The following is a 17233-nucleotide window of genomic DNA, read 5'->3' as shown; positions in this document are numbered from 1 at the left end:
TTGGTCAACAGGAAAAAATCAGATTGTTTCAGTGGATTCATCGATTCGGCTCAGCGCCTTTCATGTACCGGTTTGCCGGAAGGTTGGCACCTTGGCTTGGCGCACTGTGCCTGTTGAGCCTGGTGGCTGGTTTATACCTGGGGCTTGTCGTGGCGCCGGCAGATTACGAGCAGGGTGACAGCTATCGCATCATCTATATTCACGTGCCTGCGGCCTGGATGTCGATGTTTACTTATATGGTTATGGCAGTCTCCAGTGCTGTTTTTCTGATCTGGCGTCTGAAGATAGCCGATGTGGTAGCCGAAGCGTCAGCCCCGATCGGTGCCGCCTTCACAGCCGTCGCTCTCATAACCGGATCATTCTGGGGTAAACCGATGTGGGGTACCTGGTGGATCTGGGATGCTCGGCTGACTTCCGAGCTGCTGTTGTTGTTTCTCTATTTCGGGTATATGGCCTTGCGTGGCTCACTTGATACGCCACAGAGCTCTGCCAAGGCTGCCGCCATTCTGGCAGTCGTCGGTGTCGTCAATATTCCCATCATCCACTTCAGCGTTGAATGGTGGAATACGCTGCATCAGCCTGCGACCATCTCCAAGCTGGACACACCCTCCATGCACATCAGCATGCTCAGACCCTTGTTGCTGATGGTGCTGGCCTTCCAGCTACTTTACTTTTATAACCTGATGATTCGAGTAAGAACGCTGATTCTGACTCGTGAGGGACGTGCCAGCTGGGTCGCTGAGCTGGACACCAAGGGGCCTGAAAATGCTTGAATTCTTCAATATGGGTGGTTATGCGTTCTATGTCTGGACGTCTTACGCCTGTGCACTGGTATTGCTGGGGGGCATTGTGCTCTGGTCAGCTCGCAGTTATCGCAGTGTACGAATCAGTGCCATACGTCGCGCTCAACAACACAGGAGAAAAAAATGACTCCAAAACGTAAACAACGTCTGATACTCGTCGGTGTGATGCTGGGCGGTGTGGCTATTGCCGTCGCTTTTGGCGTCAATGCCTTCAAGGAAAACATCATGCTGTTCCATTCGCCTTCGGATGTAGCCGCTGGCGCTATCGATCCGGGTAAACCGTTCCGCATTGGTGGCATGGTGGTGGAGGGCAGTGTGCAGCGCAGTTCAGAGGATCTGGCGGTGCGCTTCGATCTGACCGACCATGTGCAGACTGTCTCAGTCAGCTTTGTCGGCATATTGCCCGATCTTTTCCGTGAAGGGCAAGGTATTGTCGCGTTGGGTGCACTGGATACCAGCGGTAGTTTCAGTGCGACGGAAGTGCTGGCAAAGCACGACGAAAACTATATGCCACCTGAGGTGGCAGATGCTTTGGAAAGAGCCGGCAAGATGCCCGGGTCCGCTGCCAATTACGATAACAAAACGGTGGTTGAGCCATGATTCCTGAACTGGGCCATTTCGCCCTGATCCTTGCGCTTTGCACGGCCATTGTGCTGGCGGTCATTCCAATGATCGGAAGCTTTACCGGGCATTCCGGCTGGATGGATATGGCACGACCGGCTGCCGGGGCGCAGCTGTTCTTCGCCTTTCTTGCCTACGCCTGCCTGACCTGGTCTTTTATCTCACATGATTTCAGCGTCCTGTATGTCGCCAATACCAGTAATCTGTCCCTGCCATTGATTTATCGAATCTCTGGCGTTTGGGGAGGGCACGAAGGCTCCATTCTCTTCTGGTGTTTCATACTGACTGTCTGGACCGGTGCCGTTGGCATTTTCAGCCGCTCGTTGCCGCAAGTTCTGCTGGCTCGGGTACTGTCCGTTCTGGGTCTGATCAGCATCGGCTTTCTTTTGTTCGTTTTGCTTACCTCCAATCCGTTCGAAAGGGTCTTTCCCATACCTCTGGACGGGGCATCTCTGAACCCTTTGTTGCAGGATCCGGGTATGGCCATCCATCCACCGATGCTCTACATGGGCTATGTCGGTTTTGCGGTTGCCTTTGCCTTCGCCATTGCCGCTCTGATAGACGGACAGCTGGATGCAGCCACCCTGCGCTGGATGCGACCCTGGACCAACATTGCCTGGATGTTTCTGACTATCGGAATTTCTCTGGGTAGCTTCTGGGCCTATTACGAATTGGGCTGGGGTGGTTGGTGGTTCTGGGATCCGGTCGAGAACGCCTCGTTCATGCCCTGGTTGGTAGGAACGGCACTCATCCACTCTCTGGCGGCATCCGAAAAGCGCGGTGTCTTCAAGGCCTGGACTGTCCTGTTGGCGGTACTGGCCTTCTCGTTGAGTCTGCTGGGCACCTTCCTGGTCCGATCCGGTGTACTGACGTCGGTTCATTCTTTCGCCGCTGACCCCACACGTGGCTTGTTTATCCTGTTGTTTCTCGGTCTGGTGGTGGGCGGCTCGCTGCTGTTGTACGCCGTTCGAGCTCATAAACTGACCTCGACCGCCAGCTTTGAGCTGATATCCAGAGAGTCTGCGTTGTTGCTCAACAACATACTGCTGGTTGTTGCCTGTGCGGCTGTTTTACTGGGTACCTTGTATCCATTGTTCGTCGATGCATTGGGTTACGGCAAGCTGTCGGTAGGTGAACAGTATTTCAACGCGGTATTCGTGCCCTTGATGCTGCCCATTCTGCTGATGGTCGGGCTGGGTGCCATGCTCAACTGGAAACGTGACCGGTTGAAGGGACGTTCCACAACATTGGCGGTACTGGGCATTGCCAGTCTGGTGCTGGCCGCTTTGCTGACAACCCAATTGCTCGAATATCGCATCAGCGCGGTTGCCACGCTTGCTCTGGCAATCTGGGTCGCTGCCTCGACGATCTACGGTATCTTTTACCGCTTCAGAAATCAGCGCAAGCGTCTGTCGGCGGTCATGCACACACCTGCCGCTTTCTGGGGGATGAGCATTGCGCATCTGGGCCTGGCCGTATTTACTGTGGGCGTCGCACTGACCTCTATCTACACGGAAGAACAGACCGTACGCATGGACATTGACGGCAGTCATACCATGGGCGGCTACACCTTTACCTTCAAGTCCATGGAAGAGGTACGAGGTGAGAACTACAATGCGGCTGAAGCCACATTCGCCGTGGAACGCGATGGTCAGGATGTCGGTATCATCAAATCCCAGAAACGTGTGTACGACGTACGGCGGGACGGCATGACCGAAGCCGGTATCGATGGGGGATTTACGCGCGATCTGTTTGTGGCAATGGGTGAACCGCTGGATGGTGGCAGCGCCTGGAGCGTACGTATCCAGACCAAGCCGTATATTCGCTGGATCTGGCTGGGTACTATTTTCATGGCTGTTGGCGGCGTGCTGGCTGCGGTCGATCGGCGTTACCGTCGTCTGGCTGTCAAACAATCGACAACGGCACGCAACCCGGGGTCAAGTCTGGGGCGTGGAGCTGACGAGAAAGCCTTTGCCAACCTCGGTGCTACGAGTACCGCAGCCCCCGGAACTTCTGAAAGCTGATGAGTCTTGCACTTAAATTATTGCCGTTAGCACTGTTTCTCGCACTGGCAGGCTTTCTGGCAAAGGGCTTGACCCTGAATCCGACAGAGCTCCCATCGCCATTGATCGACAAGGAGGCGCCTGCATTCGTCGTGGATCGACTGCCGGCAACCGATGGGCAGTTCGACAGCCGTGATATGGCAGGCCAGGTCTGGGTTCTCAATGTCTGGGCCAGTTGGTGTGGTCCGTGTGTACAAGAGCACCCATTTCTGACTGAACTCGCAGAACAACGCCCGGTGCCCGTAGTCGGTCTGAACTACAAGGATCAGCCTGAAGACTCTCTGCCATGGCTGGCTCGTCTGGGTAATCCGTTCAGCGATGTGCTGGACGATCGTCGAGGCGATGTCGGATTGGATTTTGGTGTGTACGGCGTGCCCGAGACGTTCATCATGGATAAGGCCGGCAGAGTCCGTTACAAGCACGTAGGGCCGGTAGATGGACAAGCTCTGCAAGAAACATTGTTGCCTGTGATTGATCAGTTGATGGCCGAGACAAACTCATGAAGGCGTTATTACTTGTCTGGCTGTTATGCCTGCTTCCCATGCTCGCTCCCGCTCAGGCGGCGGATGTTCTGACAACCTTTGAAAACGAAGAGCAGAGCCAGCTGTATTTTTCTCTGCTCAAGGAATACCGCTGCTTGAAGTGCCAGAACCAGAATCTGGCAGACTCTCACGCAAGTCTGGCTGATGATCTGCGCCGAGAGATCCGACTGCAGATTCTTGATGGCAAGGGCAAGAACGAAATTGATGAATATCTGGTTGCTCGATACGGAGAGTTCGTCTTGTATCGTCCCAGGTTCAGTGCCAAAACCCTTGTTCTCTGGTTGGGGCCTTTTGCGCTACTGTTGATTGGGCTGGGGAGTGTCTATCTGACCGCCAGACGCAGAAAGACGACAGACAGGGAGCAACAGATTGCTGCCATGACAAAGTCGTCGCAGGCGGCAGAGCAGCATGCAGCGCGTTTGGAACGTGCGCGTAAATTATTGGGAGACTGATAATTCGTATCAATTTCAAGCGATAACGAGACCGCATATCCCGTTACTTGTGTGTCGTTAATTGTTAAATATCAAAGTTTGTCTTTTCTGACAGCCGTTTTGCATGATATTGTTACATTTGTGAAATATAGTGATGATAAATCTTCACGAATGGAGCGTATTTACACATGATTACACCAGAAATAAATCCAATGGTCACGCCATTGCTCGATGAACTGTCAACCGAAGATTTTCTGATGGTTGTAGGCCAGCGGGTGCGGCAACAACGAGCTCGCAAGAGTATGTCGCGCAAGCGCCTTGCGGAAGTCTCCAGTGTCTCGGAACGATATCTCGCCCAATTGGAGTCAGGGCAGGGCAATATGTCCATTGCGCTACTTCGCAAGGTCACGTCGGCGATTGGTATCTCTCTTGGCGATCTGATGTCGGAGGAGGTAACTGAAGCCTGTGCACGCAAGGCGTTGGCAGATACCAGAACAGAACTGGCAAGCAGTGGTTCAACACCAGATTGCGCTAAATCGTTAGGGGCTGGCTCTCTGGGTCAAAAACCCGAGCAGAATTTGCGAAGCAGACTGCCTGAAGAGCCCGTACGCAATTCAGCCTCGATACTGGGCAGCTCCTCTGCGAAGATTGCAGAATACTGAGCTGCCCCAGGATCATCGAGCCTGACTATTCTGTGATGTGAGCATGGGTAACTCGCCCTGGTTGGCGAGTTGCAGACTCAGGCTGCAGTGCTTAATAGTTGTGGCAGAGTGAGTAGCTCATGGCCCTGATTCAGTAAAGTGGTTCGAATTTTCAGGGCTGTGTCGACGGCATGTGCATTGTCGCCGTGGACGCAGATGCTATGAAATTCAGTGGGTAGAATGGCGCCTTCTTCGGTGACAATGCCGCCTGCTTCTATCATGCTTTGCACATGAGCGATGCATGCGTCGGCTGTATACAGTACTGCACCTGGCTTGCTGCGTGAGACTAGTGAGCCTGACGCGGTGTAGGCACGATCAGCAAAGATCTCCAACGCGACGTTGAGACCAGCGTCGGTGCCAGCGATGGCCAGTTGAGACATGACCGGGGCCAGAAAGATCAGAGAGGCGTCGAAGTCCCTGACCGCCAATGCAATGACGTCTGCCATGATGCGGTCCTCACAGGCCATGTTATTCAGAGCTCCATGGGGTTTGACGTGGCTTATAGGCAAGCCCATGCTTCGGCCCATACCATCGAGTGCAGCCAATTGATACTGAATCATGGCGCGCAATTCGTCGGCAGGCATCGTCATTGGACGGCGGCCAAATCCTTGCAGATCCGGAAATCCAGGGTGTGCACCAATGCTGACACCCGCCTGTTTCGAGGCGCTGATCGTATTGCTCATGACCAGAGGGTCACCGGCATGAAAGCCGCAGGCCACATTGGCTGAATTGACAACATTCAGCAGGCGTTTATCATCGCCCATAGGCCAGGGGCCGAAAGATTCGCCGAGATCAGCGTTGAGATTGAGCTGCATGGATAAATGGTTTCCGGGAGCTGAGATATATGAATGGCAAGGCTCTAGTCTGATCTACTCCTGAAAGAATCAGGTAGCTCAGAAGGACTATGAAATACATATTTCACGACCTTTCAGTCCTTAGGACATCTGACCATCAGTGACGCCATCAATCAGATTGTGGGAGAGCAGTATCTCAGTGGTGAGCGTAAAGTCTTTGACCGTTGAAATCTGGCTGATAGCCTTTTGTACGTCAATAGCCTGACGACGTACTGCAGCAATAGCGTCTTCAACACTGACTGCCTCGAAGCGATAGGTGCTGCCTGTGCGCTGCAAACCAAGCAGCGGCAAGTCGATCGAGATCACGGTGGCTATTTTTGGATAGCCGCCAGCGGTGTGAGCATCGTTGAGCAGGACGATTGGCTGCCCGTTGCCTGGCACCTGAACAGAGCCAGGTACGATCGCATCGGATACGATATCGCGGGCTGCGGCGTCGCGGTGCTGCAGGGGCAGGCCTGATAGCCTGGCACCCATGCGATCGACCTCGGCACTCAGCGTGTATTCGGTTGCAAGAAAGGTTTCAATGCCCGAGTCCGAAAAGTGATCGTCTTGTGGGCCAAGTACGACCCGTAAGGTGTTGGCCTGGTAGGCCTTCGCAAGCGGATCCAGACACTCCCGCTCAAGTCCTTGTGGCGTTGCCGATGTCTGCAGGCAGTCGCCAGCGGTCAGGGCGTGACCATCAATGCCTCCCAGTCCGGCTTTGGTATAGGTGGATGAGCTGCCCAGATGGTCTCTGCTCTCCAGTGCCTGGATGGCAATGACGGCATGCCTGAAACTACCCGTGCTGCTTAGTTTGAAGACAGTATCGGGGGGCACTGTGTAACTACGACCCGGTTTGATGCTTTTGGATTCATTGCCGGATTCAAGGTGCATCTTTGCGTCAGAAGCGGCCATGACAGCCATGCGCAGCGGGGCATCTCCAGAGTGAAGTTTCAACCCGCCTTCAAAGCACTCGATAATGCTGTGCCGTTCAGAATTGCCAACCAGAGCATTTGCCAGTTGCTGCCAGACTGGTGTCATGGCGCCAGACCAGGGCACACCGAGGCTGCGCATGCCAAATCGGCCATGATCCTGCAAAGTGCTCATCAGGCCCGGCGCCCGCACGGTCAGGGTGGTGCCTGTCATGGGGAGTTCGTCTGTCATTGACTGGCCAGTTGCTGAAGGCTGGAACGATCAAAGGTCATGTTGGTGACCGAGGTGCTGATCATCTGAAATTCTTCGGCATTGATACTGCGAAAACTGACAATGTCACCTGTCTTGAAAAGAGTAGGGGAGTCCTGCGAACTATCAAACAGGGGCACGGGGCAATTGCCCAGAATATGCCAGCCACCGGGACTGTCCCAAGGATAAATGCCGGTCAGTTGCTTGGCAATCGCGACACTACCCGCGGGTACTCGCAGACGTGGTTCGCTGCGACGAGGCAGGTGCAGTTCTTTGGGAGTATCGCCCAGAAAGGCAAAGCCTGGCAGGAAGCCAAGCATATAGACCTTGAATTGCGTGCTTAGATGAAGCTCAATGACAGCGGCTTCATCGAGGCCGGTGAGTTCTGCGACGCTGGAAAGATCGGGACCTGCCTCAGCACCGTAGCGAACGGGCAAGACCCAGTGTCGTAGTGCCACCGACGAATCCTGCACTTGCTCTGTTTGTTCCAGAGCACGAATCTGCGCAAGCAGTTCTTCGGGTGTGGTTGTAAGGGGGTCAAAGACCAGTGCCAATGATCGGAAGGTCGGTATGGTTTCCAGAACGCCCTTCAGCACGCCGGTTTCGATAGCAATATGGATTCGGGAATCCAGTGCGACTACCTGATCAACGATATCACGCTGAATGGATTGACCAAACTCCAGGATTAGGGTGCGATCGCCCGCTGGACAGAAAACCCAAGCGTCCTGTGGGTGCTCGGCCACGCTCAGAGGAACAGACTTGATGCTATTGACACAAGTCGTACATGCTTCTTCTGCTGCTCGTTGATCGAGGGCATGAGTTTTTTATCGAAATATTGTGAATTGCCGATTCGCCGAAGGGCTCGTCAGAGCCCTGTCGGCGTGGTGAATCAGGCTGTTGCTGCTTCTCGTTCTTCTTCGACTTCGTCAGCACCGGCAGTCGTTGTCTCGATAGCAGACAACAGTTTGGCTTCTGCCTTTGGAGCTGGTACGGCGTCTTCAGCAGATGAGTCCGCTTTTGCTTCAACTTCGTCAGCCCAAGTACGCAATTCACGATAGGCGGCGAGCAGACTGGCAGATTGTTCTTTCAATTCGGAAAGTGTGTCCAGCTCTTCTTTCTGCTGTTTGTTTTCCTTCTTGAGCTTGCGATTCGCGTCTTCGGCGTTCTTGCGAGCCGTCGCTTCATCGAGCTTTTGCTTCTTCAGGGTCTTGAGTTTCTTGACAATGTTGTCAGGAGTATCTGCAAGAGCCGTGTTGATAGCTTTCAGTTCTTTCTGCTTGTCTTCAACAGCACGCTTTGCTTTTTTCAGCGCATCGGAGTTGTCTTTGCGACCGATTATCAGAGCCTGTTCTGCAGCTTCCTTTTCGGTAATAGCAGCGTCACGTTGTGACTCGGCATCGGTTCGTGACTTGATGATTGTCTTGACTTCGGCTTGCATTTTGCCGATTTCTTCGGAAGCCCGGTTTCGGTTTTCCGCAATACTGACATCTGCGTCTTGTGCACGCTTGATGGCAACATCCAGGGCTCCCCGGAGATCATCAGCAGTGAAATCGTCCTTCAATTTCAAAGCTTGTGCGGCTTCGTTCATCAGCACTTGCTTGCTGATGGCCAGGTCTTTCCAAATTCTCAGTTGCTGTTCGCTGTCGGCTTGACTCACGTAATAATCTCTTGGACGAAAAAGGTAAAATTCGGAAGCATCATTTGCTGCCGTAAATCATGTGTGTTTTGTGCGCCAGGGCTTTGTGGGGCGTCTGTCTGTGGCCGCTTTACGATAAAAGCCCAAAAACGTATTACCATCAATTGATTGAGGTGGCTATTGCGCCAACCGCTGTTAGGCCACTTGGCCCTGATGTTCCGAAGTTCATGTGTCAAAGTGATTCTCACTCGGCACAACTACCAAGTATACCGATTTTTGCTGCAGCAATCAGCACTTTGAGCATCCAACATGGCATTGCGTGACCAACTACTGACATTTTCCCGGTTTCTGAGCTCTAATTTGCGTTGGTTAGCAGGTGGAATTCTGCTGACATTCTGTTCTAGTGTGGGGCAAACTTTCTTTATTGCCAGTTTTGCAGGCGAAATTCGAGCCGACTTTGACTTAAGTCACGGTGATTTCGGAATTATCTACATGCTGGCGACGCTCGGCAGTGCTGCGACATTGATTCTGGTGGGCCGAGTGGCCGACGAAATCGCCATCTACAAGGTGGCAATGGCTTTGATAGTCCTGCTGGCTGCCGCCGCCTTGTTGATGGCTTCGGCTGAGACCATTCCTATCTTGTTGATATCCATCTACTTCCTGCGCTTACTCGGGCAGGGGATGATGACTCACACGGCGATGGTGGCAATGGGCCGCTGGTTTGTGGTGGAACGTGGTCGAGCCGTATCGGTCACCTCGACGGGACATCAACTGGGCGAGGGGGTTCTACCGTTAGTGGTTATTGCGCTGCTGGCAATGACGGGGTGGAGAACGGCGTGGGTGGTGGCAGCGATCGTTCTGGTATTTGTCGCACTACCACTGAGCTATCTCTGTCTGCGAACCCCGCGTACGCCTTCGCAAGGCGATCGTGACAATCACGAAAGAGGACGACAATGGACTCGGGCAGAAGTATTACGGGACGCACCTTTCTGGGCTGTCTGTACTGGCGTGCTGGCACCGGCTTTCATTGGAACCTCCGTTTTCTTTCATCAGGTGCATCTCAGTGCGCTGAAGGATTGGGCTCCCGGGGTGGTAGCGAGCTCCTTTGCGGTGATGTCGATTACTTCTGTTTGTGTAGGTCTGCTGACGGGGCATGTGATAGATCGCTACAGTGCACGTTTTATATTGCCGTTTTTTCTATTGCCTCTGGCACTAGGCTGTCTGGTTCTTTCTCTAGGCCAGCAGCCGTTCATGATGTCTGTTTTCATGTTTCTTCTGGGTGGCTCCTACGGTGTCTCCAACGCCGTATTCGGGGCCATCTGGCCAGAAATCTATGGAACGCGTCATCTGGGAGCCGTACGCTCAGTTGTCTCAGCTGCGATGGTATTCGCCTCGGCGCTTGGCCCGGGCCTGACCGGTTGGTTGATTGATCTGGGCGTTGGATTTGAGCAGCAGCTGCTGGTCATGTGTCTTTATTGTGTGGCGACCATGCTCGTCCTGTTTCCCGTCTCCAAAGTGCTGCGGCAACGACATTTGCTGCAACCGAGCCAGTGAGTTCGAATCAACTGTCTTTTGGGCCAACTGTATTCAGAGCAGGCCTGCACTTGCCAGGTACAAGTAGGTGGTAACCGTGAAGACGGAGAGCAGAGTGGAGACGACCACGACACTGGATGCTCGCTCTTCCCACACGCCATATTGCTGTGCAATGACAAAGACGTTGGTTGCAGAGGGCAGAGCGGCGAGTAGTACCGCTGCATGCAGCCAGGTCTTGTCCAGCTCTGGCATTCGGCTTAGCAGAAGGTACATCAATAACGGGTGAACCAGAAGCTTGATGGGTACCAGATAGGCGAGTTCGGGCGGTATGCGTCGCAAGGGGCGCAGCGCCGCCGTCACTCCCATGGCGAACAATGCACAGGGAGCCGCAGCGGCTGATGCCTTGGCGAGCAGTTCATCAATGGCTGCAGGAGGCTGATACTCGAGCCAGGCCGCGCCCATGCCGGCGATGGTGGCCAGAATGAAGGGATGCGTGATGATTTTGGTGATGATGCTACCGATCACGGCCAGTATGGGCTGAGGTTGTTTGTTGCCGATGGCCATGAGCGTTGGCGCCAATGTGAAGTGCATGGCGTTGTCGAGGCAGAATACCAGTGCCACTGGTACGCCTGCCTGGGGGCCGAAGGCGGCAATGGCCAAGGGTGGGCCCATATATCCGATATTGCCATACGCTCCGGCGAAGCCCTGAACGGTGGCAGTCTGAGTGTCGCACTTGCGCAGCAGTCGGGCTATCAGAAAGCAGAGCACGAAAATCAGGAACGTGCCCAGGCTGGTATTGAGCAGGAATTGCCCATTGGCAAATTCAGAGACCGGCGTTGCGGCCAGCAGACGGAAGAACAGCGCGGGCAAGGCTATATAGAGTATGAAGAAGTTCAGCCACGCGAGTCCTTCGATGGGAATCTTTCGCACTCGTCCTGCGATATAACCCAGAAAGATCAGACCAAAGAGCGGCAGAACCAGTCCGGCTACCTGAAACAAAAGTGACTCTCCCGGTTACGTTCTGATGCTGAGCCAGTCACGAAATGATCTTGCCCGGATTCAGAATATTCTGTGGGTCCATGGCGCCTTTCAGTGTCTGCATCAGGGCAATTTCCTCAGCAGTACGTGACATCCAGAGATAGGATTTTTTGCTCAGCCCGATGCCATGTTCTGCAGAGATCGATCCACCCAGAGCCTGGAGAGGTTGATAAACAATATCGTTGCTGATCGAATGCCATTCCAGTCGCTGTGCGTCGGAGGGTGCAGATTCGCTGGAAGGTATGACCATTATATGTAGATTGCCGTCTGCCAGATGGCCATAGACATACAGTACAACCTGCGGCCAGTGGCTTTGTAATTGAGCCTGGATGGTAGTGACATAGTCTTGCATGTCGACTATGGGCAGACTGATGTCGTAGACGAAAACCAGATCTTGTTGTACGGCGACATCGACATGTTCGCGGATATGCCAGATATTCTCGCGTTCACGTTCGGATTGTGCAATGACAGCATCGCTGATGTTTTCGGCTATCAGCGCTTGTTCCATGGCAGCTTCGAAGGTGGCGGAGGCCTGTTCGGCGTCGACACTCCGAGACTCCACGATGGCATAGAGTGCGTAGTCGCGAGGTAATGGCGAGGTGCTGGTGCCTTCCATCTCGGGATTGGTATTCAAGTGGTAGAAGGGTTGCCAGATGACTTCAAAAGCATCCAGGCTTCCACTCAGGCTGTGACTCAGCTGGCTCAGAGTCTGGGTCAGCTGAGAAAAAGAATCGAAAGCCAGCAACGCGGTGTCGACTGCCGGTGTTGCCGGTCTGAGGCGCAGCACGGCACGTGTGATCACGCCCAGTGTTCCTTCACTGCCGATGAAAAGGTGTTTCAGGTCGTAGCCGGAGTTGTTCTTCATCATGCGATTCATGGAGGACAGGATGGTGCCATCGGCCTGAACCACTTCAAGCCCGAGCACTTGTTCCCGGGTCATGCCATAGCGCAGTACGGATAGTCCGCCTGCATTGGTGGATATATTGCCGCCGATAGTGCAGGAGCCGCGCGCTCCCAGGTCCAGGCCAAATTGCAATCCGGCCTCAACAGCGGTTTGCTGGACTCTTTGCAAAATGGCGCCTGCCCCCACTGTCAGCGTACGACCCGTGACATCAACAGCTTCAATGGTGTTCATGCGTTCCGTTGATAAAACGATGTCATCCAGCGTGCTGTAATGGCCTTCTACCAAGCCTGTTGAGCCACCGTGAGTGACGACCGATTGTCCGGCTGCGTGGCAGAGTTTGAGTACGCTTGAGGTCTCCGCGGTGTTGGCGGGCCGGATGATGGCAGCGGCGGTGAGCGGTGCAGGATCCCAGAAGTGCGTGGCTCGTGCGCTGACATCTGTGCCTGTCAGTACGTGTTCCGCACCAACCACTTCCCTTAATTGCGAGAGCAGAGTATCGATAGTCATAGGTTTGCTTGCTTGATGCTCCGGCTGTTTATCGCATCATTGTAGCGCTGTCAGTGCACTTTGTTTTCCTCTCGTTTAATGAGTTTCTGGTGCAGATTCAGTCAGGACCTGTTGGTGCTGTGACCGTTGGCAGGCACTGGTTCACAAAATCGTACGACTTACCGTTTACTGCGTCACGTATGAGGTTGTAGAGCATCTGCCGCGGCATAGCAGTTGCACCGATGGCCGACATGGACGATAAACCAGGGTCGCGTGGTTAATGGCGACGGCGGCGGGGAGATATGCCGGTAAAATTCAGGCGGACTATGAAAAAACATGACGACACTAACTGCGGTTTGACCATCCAGGCGCATCCGCAGCGAAAATGGCCAGCGAAAGAGACATGGAAGCAGAACGTTGTGCTTGCTTTCAGTACTGTGCTGAGCGTGGGTGCGTTGATGACCGGTCTGGTGCCCAGTTCCCGTGCATCATTGGAGGTGCTGTCAGACATGGATTGCGTCATTGAGCCCAGTGCCAGTATCGAGCTGGGCTCTGCGGTGTCAGGCTTGATTGCAGCAAGCTATTATGATCGCAGTGATTATGTGGCCAAAGGTACTGTCATGGCACAGCTGGAGAGCGATGTTGAACGAGTCACGCTGGCCATTGCCGAAGAGAGCGCCAGTAGTTCCACCGCCGTCGAACTACGCAAGTTGACAGCCGCTTTTGGCGAACGAACTCATGTACGAAATCAGAAGCTGCTGAAGACATCCGGCGTCTCCAGACAGGTGATAGACCAGATGAGCACAGAGGCGCGCATTGCTGCACTACAGGTGGTGCAGGAGCAGGAAAGTGTGCGATTGGCAAGACTTGAAGTGGTACGAGCCAAGGCCTCACTGGCGCGACGAGAAATACGTAGTCCTATCAGTGGCAGTGTGGTGCAGGCCTACAAGAGTGCCGGCGAATACGTGGACGGGGATCCGGTTTATCAGATTGCCCAGCTCGATCCTCTGCATGTGGAAGTCATTGTGCCGATCGAATATCTGGGCAACCTGTCGACCGGTATGACAGCTGCCATCCGGATTGATGTTCCGGGTTTTGAAAACAATGTACTGTCGGGAGAAGTGCGGCGTATAGATGCGGTTGCCGACGCTGCCAGCGCCACTTACGGGGTTCGGTTGATTCTGGAAAATCCGGACATGAAGATTCCCAGTGGTGTGCGTTGCCAGATTGATTTCCTGGCATCCTGAGCAGAACTTTGCCGGGGTGATTGGCTGTCAGGATAAACGTTCGAGCGGAATGATCCAGGGAACGGATTTTTCGTGGCCAGTGATCGCGCTGACCCCATAAACACGGGCCAGGTTCTGTGCACTCAGAACCTGAGCAATCTCACCGGCAGCAGCCATGCGGCCCTCATGCATCAGATAAAGTCTGTCGCAATAACGGGCGGCTAGTGACAGATCATGCATGACCACGACGGCAGCCTTGGGGCCGCTGGCAAAATCGCGCAATAACTGCATGGTTTGAAGCTGATGCCCCAGGTCCAGTGTTGAGATGGGTTCATCAGCAAACAGCAATGAAGGCTCTGCTGCCAGAGCTCTGGCCAATAACACGCGAGCCCGTTCGCCACCGGATAATGTGTTCACCTGGCGTAGCCTTAATGACTGGCAGTCAGACAGGCTCAGTGCTGATTCCACGGCTTGCGTATCCTCTTGAGTCGCACGGCACCAGACGGGCAGATGAGGGATTCTGCCCAGCATGACAAGGCGCTCGACCGTGACAGGCCAGTTGACTGATCCCATTTGTTCAATCCAGGCGATCTGTAACGCACGTTCTGTGGCGCTCAGATTTTTCAGGGGGCAGCCATCCAGTTCGATGGAACCTTGCACGGTGGTGTCAATGCCGGCCAGTGCTGCCAGCAAGGTGGATTTACCCGCACCATTGGGTCCGATAAGGCCGACCAGCTCACCGGCGAAAACCTGTAGAGACACATCGCTGACAATGGTTCGTTCAGAGCGTGTGATGGATACCGAGCTGGCCTGGAGTCGCAGTTGATCAGACATGTTTTTTCCAGCTTATCGCAGGTAGTTTCTGCGGCTGCGCAGGATCAGCACGAGGAAGAAGGGTGCGCCAACCAAAGCCGTCAATACGCCTACCTTGAGAGGTGCCGGTAGCGCACCGTGCAGCGATATCAGGCGAACCCCGATATCAGCGATCAACAGCATGATGGCTCCGCCTAGTGCTGCCAGCGGTAATAATTTACCAGGTTGGTGGTTGGCTAGTGGTCGGAGCAGATGTGGCACGACCAGGCCTATGAAGCCGATCATGCCGGTGGTGGCAACCGCGGCGCCGACACACAGAGACACGGCAATGAAAACGCGCCAGGATGTCATTTGCATATTGATACCCATACTGCGGGCAGTACGTTCACCCAGAGTCAGTGCATCCAGTGAGCGTCCGACACCTGTGAGCAGAAGCCAGCCTGCCAGTGTGCATGGCATCATGACCCACAGATCCCGCAGGCTGCGATCAGCCAGATCACCGAGTGTCCAGAGTACAAGTTCGCGTACGGCAAAGGGGCTAGGGGCCAGATTGAGTAGCAGGGATAAAAGTGCTGCAGCCAGTGAATTGATGGCAACCCCTGCCAGAATCAGCGTGCTCACCGAAGAGCCACGACCAGCCAGAAGGTAGACCAGTCCGGTGGCCAGCAGTGCGCCAAGCATGCCGGCCAGGGGCACACTTTGTGGGTGCCAGCTGCCACTGAAAAAATACAAGGCTGTTACTGCACCCAAGGCGGCACCACTGGCGCTGCCCACCAGTCCGGGACTGGCCAGAGGGTTCTGCAACAAACCTTGCATGGCGGCGCCGGATAAGCCAAGTGATGTTCCGGCAACGATGGCTATCAGTGTACGTGGCAGGCGTATCTCACGCACGATGACAGCCGTTACCGAATCAGGATCGGTAAAGGGCAGGCTGAGGGCCGTCCAGGGACTGATCCATTCCTGCCCAAGACACAGGCTCACAAGTGCCAATACCAGTACAACTGCAACAAGCAGTGACCGGTGCAGCCAGGATAGTGAGCCTGTGTTCATGCGTAACCTCGTTTGCAGGATTTACTGCTGAGGAGCGGAGATGAATACAACGTTCATCGGTACCAGTTCTGTTGCGATACGATCGGCCAGCAGTTCACCGGTGGCAAGATCAAGTCGGTAGAAGCCCGGGGTATCATCGTTGATGCCGATCCAGAGGTGGTTGTCGGATCCTGTGGCGATAGTGGTGATGTCGGCACCATTGAGTTCTGGCATGATTTCGTCGGACAGTACACCGGTGCTTGGGTTGAAACTACGCAGAGTCGTCTCGCCGAAAGCGGCATACGTCAGCAAATAGGCCAGCTCGTCATTGATGACATCGACTTCAACGAAATATCCCTCATTTTCAGCATCCGTTCCATCATCAAGCAGCAAAGTTTGCGCATAGCTTGTCGGATCAATTGACTGCACACCACCGCTGTGAAAGTCACCGGTGACCTCTTCATTTTCGTAGTAGTTGCCGCGACCGACAACGTAGATCATTCCTGTTTCCTCGTTGTACTGCAAAGAAGTTGGATTGGTGACCAGCAGCTCAATACCCAGCAGTCCATCGCTACCCATTTCAGTATCGATTTCTGTGTCCGTTATGGTGTTGAATACCGCAATATAGGCAGTTTTATCGATGATCTGAGAGCCGGACTCCAGCCTGTTAAGTCGCTCCATCAGTACAAACAGTTTGTCATCGACAATAATGGCATCGGTCATGTCTGGCATGTCGACATCGTAGGCGCTCAGATCGAGTTCATCGAGTTTGAATTCTGCTTCACTGATCGCTTCCGGATCGACTACCCACAGTGAATTGCTGCTGCGGCGTGTCAGATAGGCTTTGTTTTCACCGCTGAATGCAATACTCTGCGGATTTGAAGTAACCGGTTCATCACCTTTTACCGAATATTGATAATCGACGATTGATAAATCAGTAGCGTCGTAGCGTGTCACCGAATCAATGCTGAATTTTCCAATCTGATAGGGACTGGTGCCATCTGTGGCAACACTGATGTTTGACAAGGCACCGGGGTAGTTGCCATCCACGATATAGCCGTCTGTCAGAGAAATGCGATCGACGCGACCGCTGCCGTAGTCGGCTGCACGTGTAGAGACGAAGGCAAATTCATTATCGGGCAAGGTGTCTGTGTCGCCAGGCAATGCATCAGTGACGTCATTATCGTCAGGCACGACAGTGTTGTTGTCATCATCATCTGAACTACAGGCTGCCAGGGTCAGAATGAGTGTGGCAGCGATGGAGGTTCTTGCAATGGCGATTGGCCACTTGCTGGTGCTTTTGATTGTCTTCATGGAAAATCCGGGATTCTTTGGTTGCGGTTGGCTTGGTCGTGAGGGTACTGTTTTATAAAAAGAGATAATCTTGCAGCT

18 protein-coding genes are annotated in these 17233 nt (G+C 53.9%); 9 read left to right on the top strand and 9 right to left on the bottom strand.

Annotated elements, in window-relative coordinates:
• Positions 1 to 23 precede the first annotated feature (23 nt).
• The 7 genes from IMCC3135_RS24120 (at position 24) to IMCC3135_RS24090 (ending at position 5122) form a co-directional block, all read left to right on the top strand.
• On the top strand, positions 24 to 773 hold the full coding sequence (locus IMCC3135_RS24120) for a heme ABC transporter permease (RefSeq protein ID WP_418251405.1): 750 nt from the start codon (positions 24 to 26) through the stop codon (positions 771 to 773).
• The gene (gene ccmD, locus IMCC3135_RS24115) at positions 766 to 930 is read left to right on the top strand and encodes a heme exporter protein CcmD (RefSeq protein WP_088919918.1); all 165 of its coding nucleotides are present in this window, start codon (positions 766 to 768) and stop codon (positions 928 to 930) included. Before IMCC3135_RS24120 ends, ccmD begins: the two co-directional genes overlap by 8 nt.
• The gene (ccmE, locus tag IMCC3135_RS24110) at positions 927 to 1403 is read left to right on the top strand and encodes a cytochrome c maturation protein CcmE (RefSeq protein WP_088919917.1); all 477 of its coding nucleotides are present in this window, start codon (positions 927 to 929) and stop codon (positions 1401 to 1403) included. Before ccmD ends, ccmE begins: the two co-directional genes overlap by 4 nt.
• The gene (locus IMCC3135_RS24105; protein ID WP_088919916.1) at positions 1400 to 3448 is read left to right on the top strand and encodes a heme lyase CcmF/NrfE family subunit; all 2049 of its coding nucleotides are present in this window, start codon (positions 1400 to 1402) and stop codon (positions 3446 to 3448) included. Before ccmE ends, IMCC3135_RS24105 begins: the two co-directional genes overlap by 4 nt.
• Positions 3448 to 3990, top strand: coding sequence for a DsbE family thiol:disulfide interchange protein (locus tag IMCC3135_RS24100; protein ID WP_088919915.1), 543 nt, complete (start codon positions 3448 to 3450; stop codon positions 3988 to 3990). The genes IMCC3135_RS24105 and IMCC3135_RS24100 overlap by 1 nt, the downstream gene beginning before the upstream one ends.
• The gene (locus tag IMCC3135_RS24095; RefSeq protein WP_088919914.1) at positions 3987 to 4481 is read left to right on the top strand and encodes a cytochrome c-type biogenesis protein; all 495 of its coding nucleotides are present in this window, start codon (positions 3987 to 3989) and stop codon (positions 4479 to 4481) included. Before IMCC3135_RS24100 ends, IMCC3135_RS24095 begins: the two co-directional genes overlap by 4 nt.
• 167 nt (positions 4482 to 4648) lie before the next feature.
• Positions 4649 to 5122, top strand: coding sequence for a helix-turn-helix domain-containing protein (locus tag IMCC3135_RS24090; RefSeq protein ID WP_205737695.1), 474 nt, complete (start codon positions 4649 to 4651; stop codon positions 5120 to 5122).
• 77 nt (positions 5123 to 5199) lie between these two features.
• On the opposite strand, the gene IMCC3135_RS24085 is transcribed toward IMCC3135_RS24090, so the two are convergent.
• From IMCC3135_RS24085 to IMCC3135_RS24070, 4 genes are all read right to left on the bottom strand, one after another.
• A complete protein-coding gene (locus tag IMCC3135_RS24085; RefSeq protein WP_088919912.1) occupies positions 5200 to 5976 on the bottom strand; it encodes a LamB/YcsF family protein in 777 nt (258 codons plus the stop codon).
• A gap of 120 nt (positions 5977 to 6096) precedes the next feature.
• A complete protein-coding gene (locus tag IMCC3135_RS24080; protein ID WP_088919911.1) occupies positions 6097 to 7158 on the bottom strand; it encodes a 5-oxoprolinase subunit C family protein in 1062 nt (353 codons plus the stop codon).
• Positions 7155 to 7919: a 5-oxoprolinase subunit PxpB gene (gene pxpB / locus IMCC3135_RS24075; protein WP_157736241.1), complete on the bottom strand. Its 765-nt coding sequence runs from the start codon at positions 7917 to 7919 to the stop codon at positions 7155 to 7157. The genes IMCC3135_RS24080 and pxpB overlap by 4 nt, the downstream gene beginning before the upstream one ends.
• Before the next feature lie 146 nt (positions 7920 to 8065).
• On the bottom strand, positions 8066 to 8833 hold the full coding sequence (locus IMCC3135_RS24070) for a coiled-coil domain-containing protein (protein ID WP_088919909.1): 768 nt from the start codon (positions 8831 to 8833) through the stop codon (positions 8066 to 8068).
• A gap of 288 nt (positions 8834 to 9121) precedes the next feature.
• Here IMCC3135_RS24070 and IMCC3135_RS24065 point away from each other — a divergent pair, with 288 nt between their 5' ends.
• Positions 9122 to 10366 carry an MFS transporter gene (locus tag IMCC3135_RS24065; RefSeq protein WP_205737694.1) on the top strand — a complete coding sequence of 415 codons (1245 nt, stop codon included), beginning with the start codon at positions 9122 to 9124 and terminating at the stop codon, positions 10364 to 10366.
• Positions 10367 to 10399: 33 nt separating this feature from the next.
• Here IMCC3135_RS24065 and IMCC3135_RS24060 read toward each other — a convergent pair whose 3' ends face one another.
• Positions 10400 to 11344, bottom strand: a complete 945-nt coding sequence (locus IMCC3135_RS24060; protein ID WP_088919908.1) for an AEC family transporter — start codon at positions 11342 to 11344, stop codon at positions 10400 to 10402.
• Positions 11345 to 11381: 37 nt separating this feature from the next.
• On the bottom strand, positions 11382 to 12794 hold the full coding sequence (locus IMCC3135_RS24055) for an FAD-binding oxidoreductase (RefSeq protein ID WP_205737693.1): 1413 nt from the start codon (positions 12792 to 12794) through the stop codon (positions 11382 to 11384).
• A gap of 305 nt (positions 12795 to 13099) precedes the next feature.
• Here IMCC3135_RS24055 and IMCC3135_RS24050 point away from each other — a divergent pair, with 305 nt between their 5' ends.
• Entirely contained in the window at positions 13100 to 14020 is a 921-nt protein-coding gene (locus tag IMCC3135_RS24050; protein ID WP_157736240.1) for an efflux RND transporter periplasmic adaptor subunit, read from the top strand.
• Between the two features lie 27 nt (positions 14021 to 14047).
• On the opposite strand, the gene IMCC3135_RS24045 is transcribed toward IMCC3135_RS24050, so the two are convergent.
• Genes IMCC3135_RS24045 through IMCC3135_RS24035 form a run of 3 tightly spaced genes read right to left on the bottom strand, consistent with a single transcriptional unit; the run spans position 14048 to position 17155 of the window.
• On the bottom strand, positions 14048 to 14833 hold the full coding sequence (locus IMCC3135_RS24045) for an ABC transporter ATP-binding protein (RefSeq protein WP_088919906.1): 786 nt from the start codon (positions 14831 to 14833) through the stop codon (positions 14048 to 14050).
• Positions 14834 to 14845: 12 nt separating this feature from the next.
• Positions 14846 to 15862 (bottom strand): FecCD family ABC transporter permease, encoded by a 1017-nt coding sequence (locus IMCC3135_RS24040; protein ID WP_088919905.1) that lies wholly within the window; start codon positions 15860 to 15862, stop codon positions 14846 to 14848.
• 21 nt (positions 15863 to 15883) lie between these two features.
• On the bottom strand, positions 15884 to 17155 hold the full coding sequence (locus IMCC3135_RS24035) for a hypothetical protein (RefSeq protein ID WP_088919904.1): 1272 nt from the start codon (positions 17153 to 17155) through the stop codon (positions 15884 to 15886).
• Positions 17156 to 17233 lie beyond the last annotated feature (78 nt).

This window comes from Granulosicoccus antarcticus IMCC3135, from assembly GCF_002215215.1.
Taxonomy (GTDB): Bacteria; Pseudomonadota; Gammaproteobacteria; order Granulosicoccales; family Granulosicoccaceae; genus Granulosicoccus; species Granulosicoccus antarcticus.
This window is presented reverse-complemented; position numbering and strand designations above follow the sequence as displayed.

Coding starts and splice junctions, on each gene's coding strand:
- IMCC3135_RS24055 (WP_205737693.1), bottom strand. CDS start 12,794: ATGACTATCGATACTCTGCTCTCGCAATTAAGGGAAGTGGTTGGTGCG.
- IMCC3135_RS24100 (WP_088919915.1), top strand. CDS start 3,448: ATGAGTCTTGCACTTAAATTATTGCCGTTAGCACTGTTTCTCGCACTG.
- IMCC3135_RS24085 (WP_088919912.1), bottom strand. CDS start 5,976: ATGCAGCTCAATCTCAACGCTGATCTCGGCGAATCTTTCGGCCCCTGG.
- IMCC3135_RS24095 (WP_088919914.1), top strand. CDS start 3,987: ATGAAGGCGTTATTACTTGTCTGGCTGTTATGCCTGCTTCCCATGCTC.
- IMCC3135_RS24065 (WP_205737694.1), top strand. CDS start 9,122: ATGGCATTGCGTGACCAACTACTGACATTTTCCCGGTTTCTGAGCTCT.
- IMCC3135_RS24035 (WP_088919904.1), bottom strand. CDS start 17,155: ATGAAGACAATCAAAAGCACCAGCAAGTGGCCAATCGCCATTGCAAGA.
- IMCC3135_RS24090 (WP_205737695.1), top strand. CDS start 4,649: ATGATTACACCAGAAATAAATCCAATGGTCACGCCATTGCTCGATGAA.
- IMCC3135_RS24105 (WP_088919916.1), top strand. CDS start 1,400: ATGATTCCTGAACTGGGCCATTTCGCCCTGATCCTTGCGCTTTGCACG.
- IMCC3135_RS24040 (WP_088919905.1), bottom strand. CDS start 15,862: ATGAACACAGGCTCACTATCCTGGCTGCACCGGTCACTGCTTGTTGCA.
- IMCC3135_RS24050 (WP_157736240.1), top strand. CDS start 13,100: ATGAAAAAACATGACGACACTAACTGCGGTTTGACCATCCAGGCGCAT.
- IMCC3135_RS24080 (WP_088919911.1), bottom strand. CDS start 7,158: ATGACAGACGAACTCCCCATGACAGGCACCACCCTGACCGTGCGGGCG.
- ccmE (WP_088919917.1), top strand. CDS start 927: ATGACTCCAAAACGTAAACAACGTCTGATACTCGTCGGTGTGATGCTG.
- ccmD (WP_088919918.1), top strand. CDS start 766: ATGCTTGAATTCTTCAATATGGGTGGTTATGCGTTCTATGTCTGGACG.
- IMCC3135_RS24045 (WP_088919906.1), bottom strand. CDS start 14,833: ATGTCTGATCAACTGCGACTCCAGGCCAGCTCGGTATCCATCACACGC.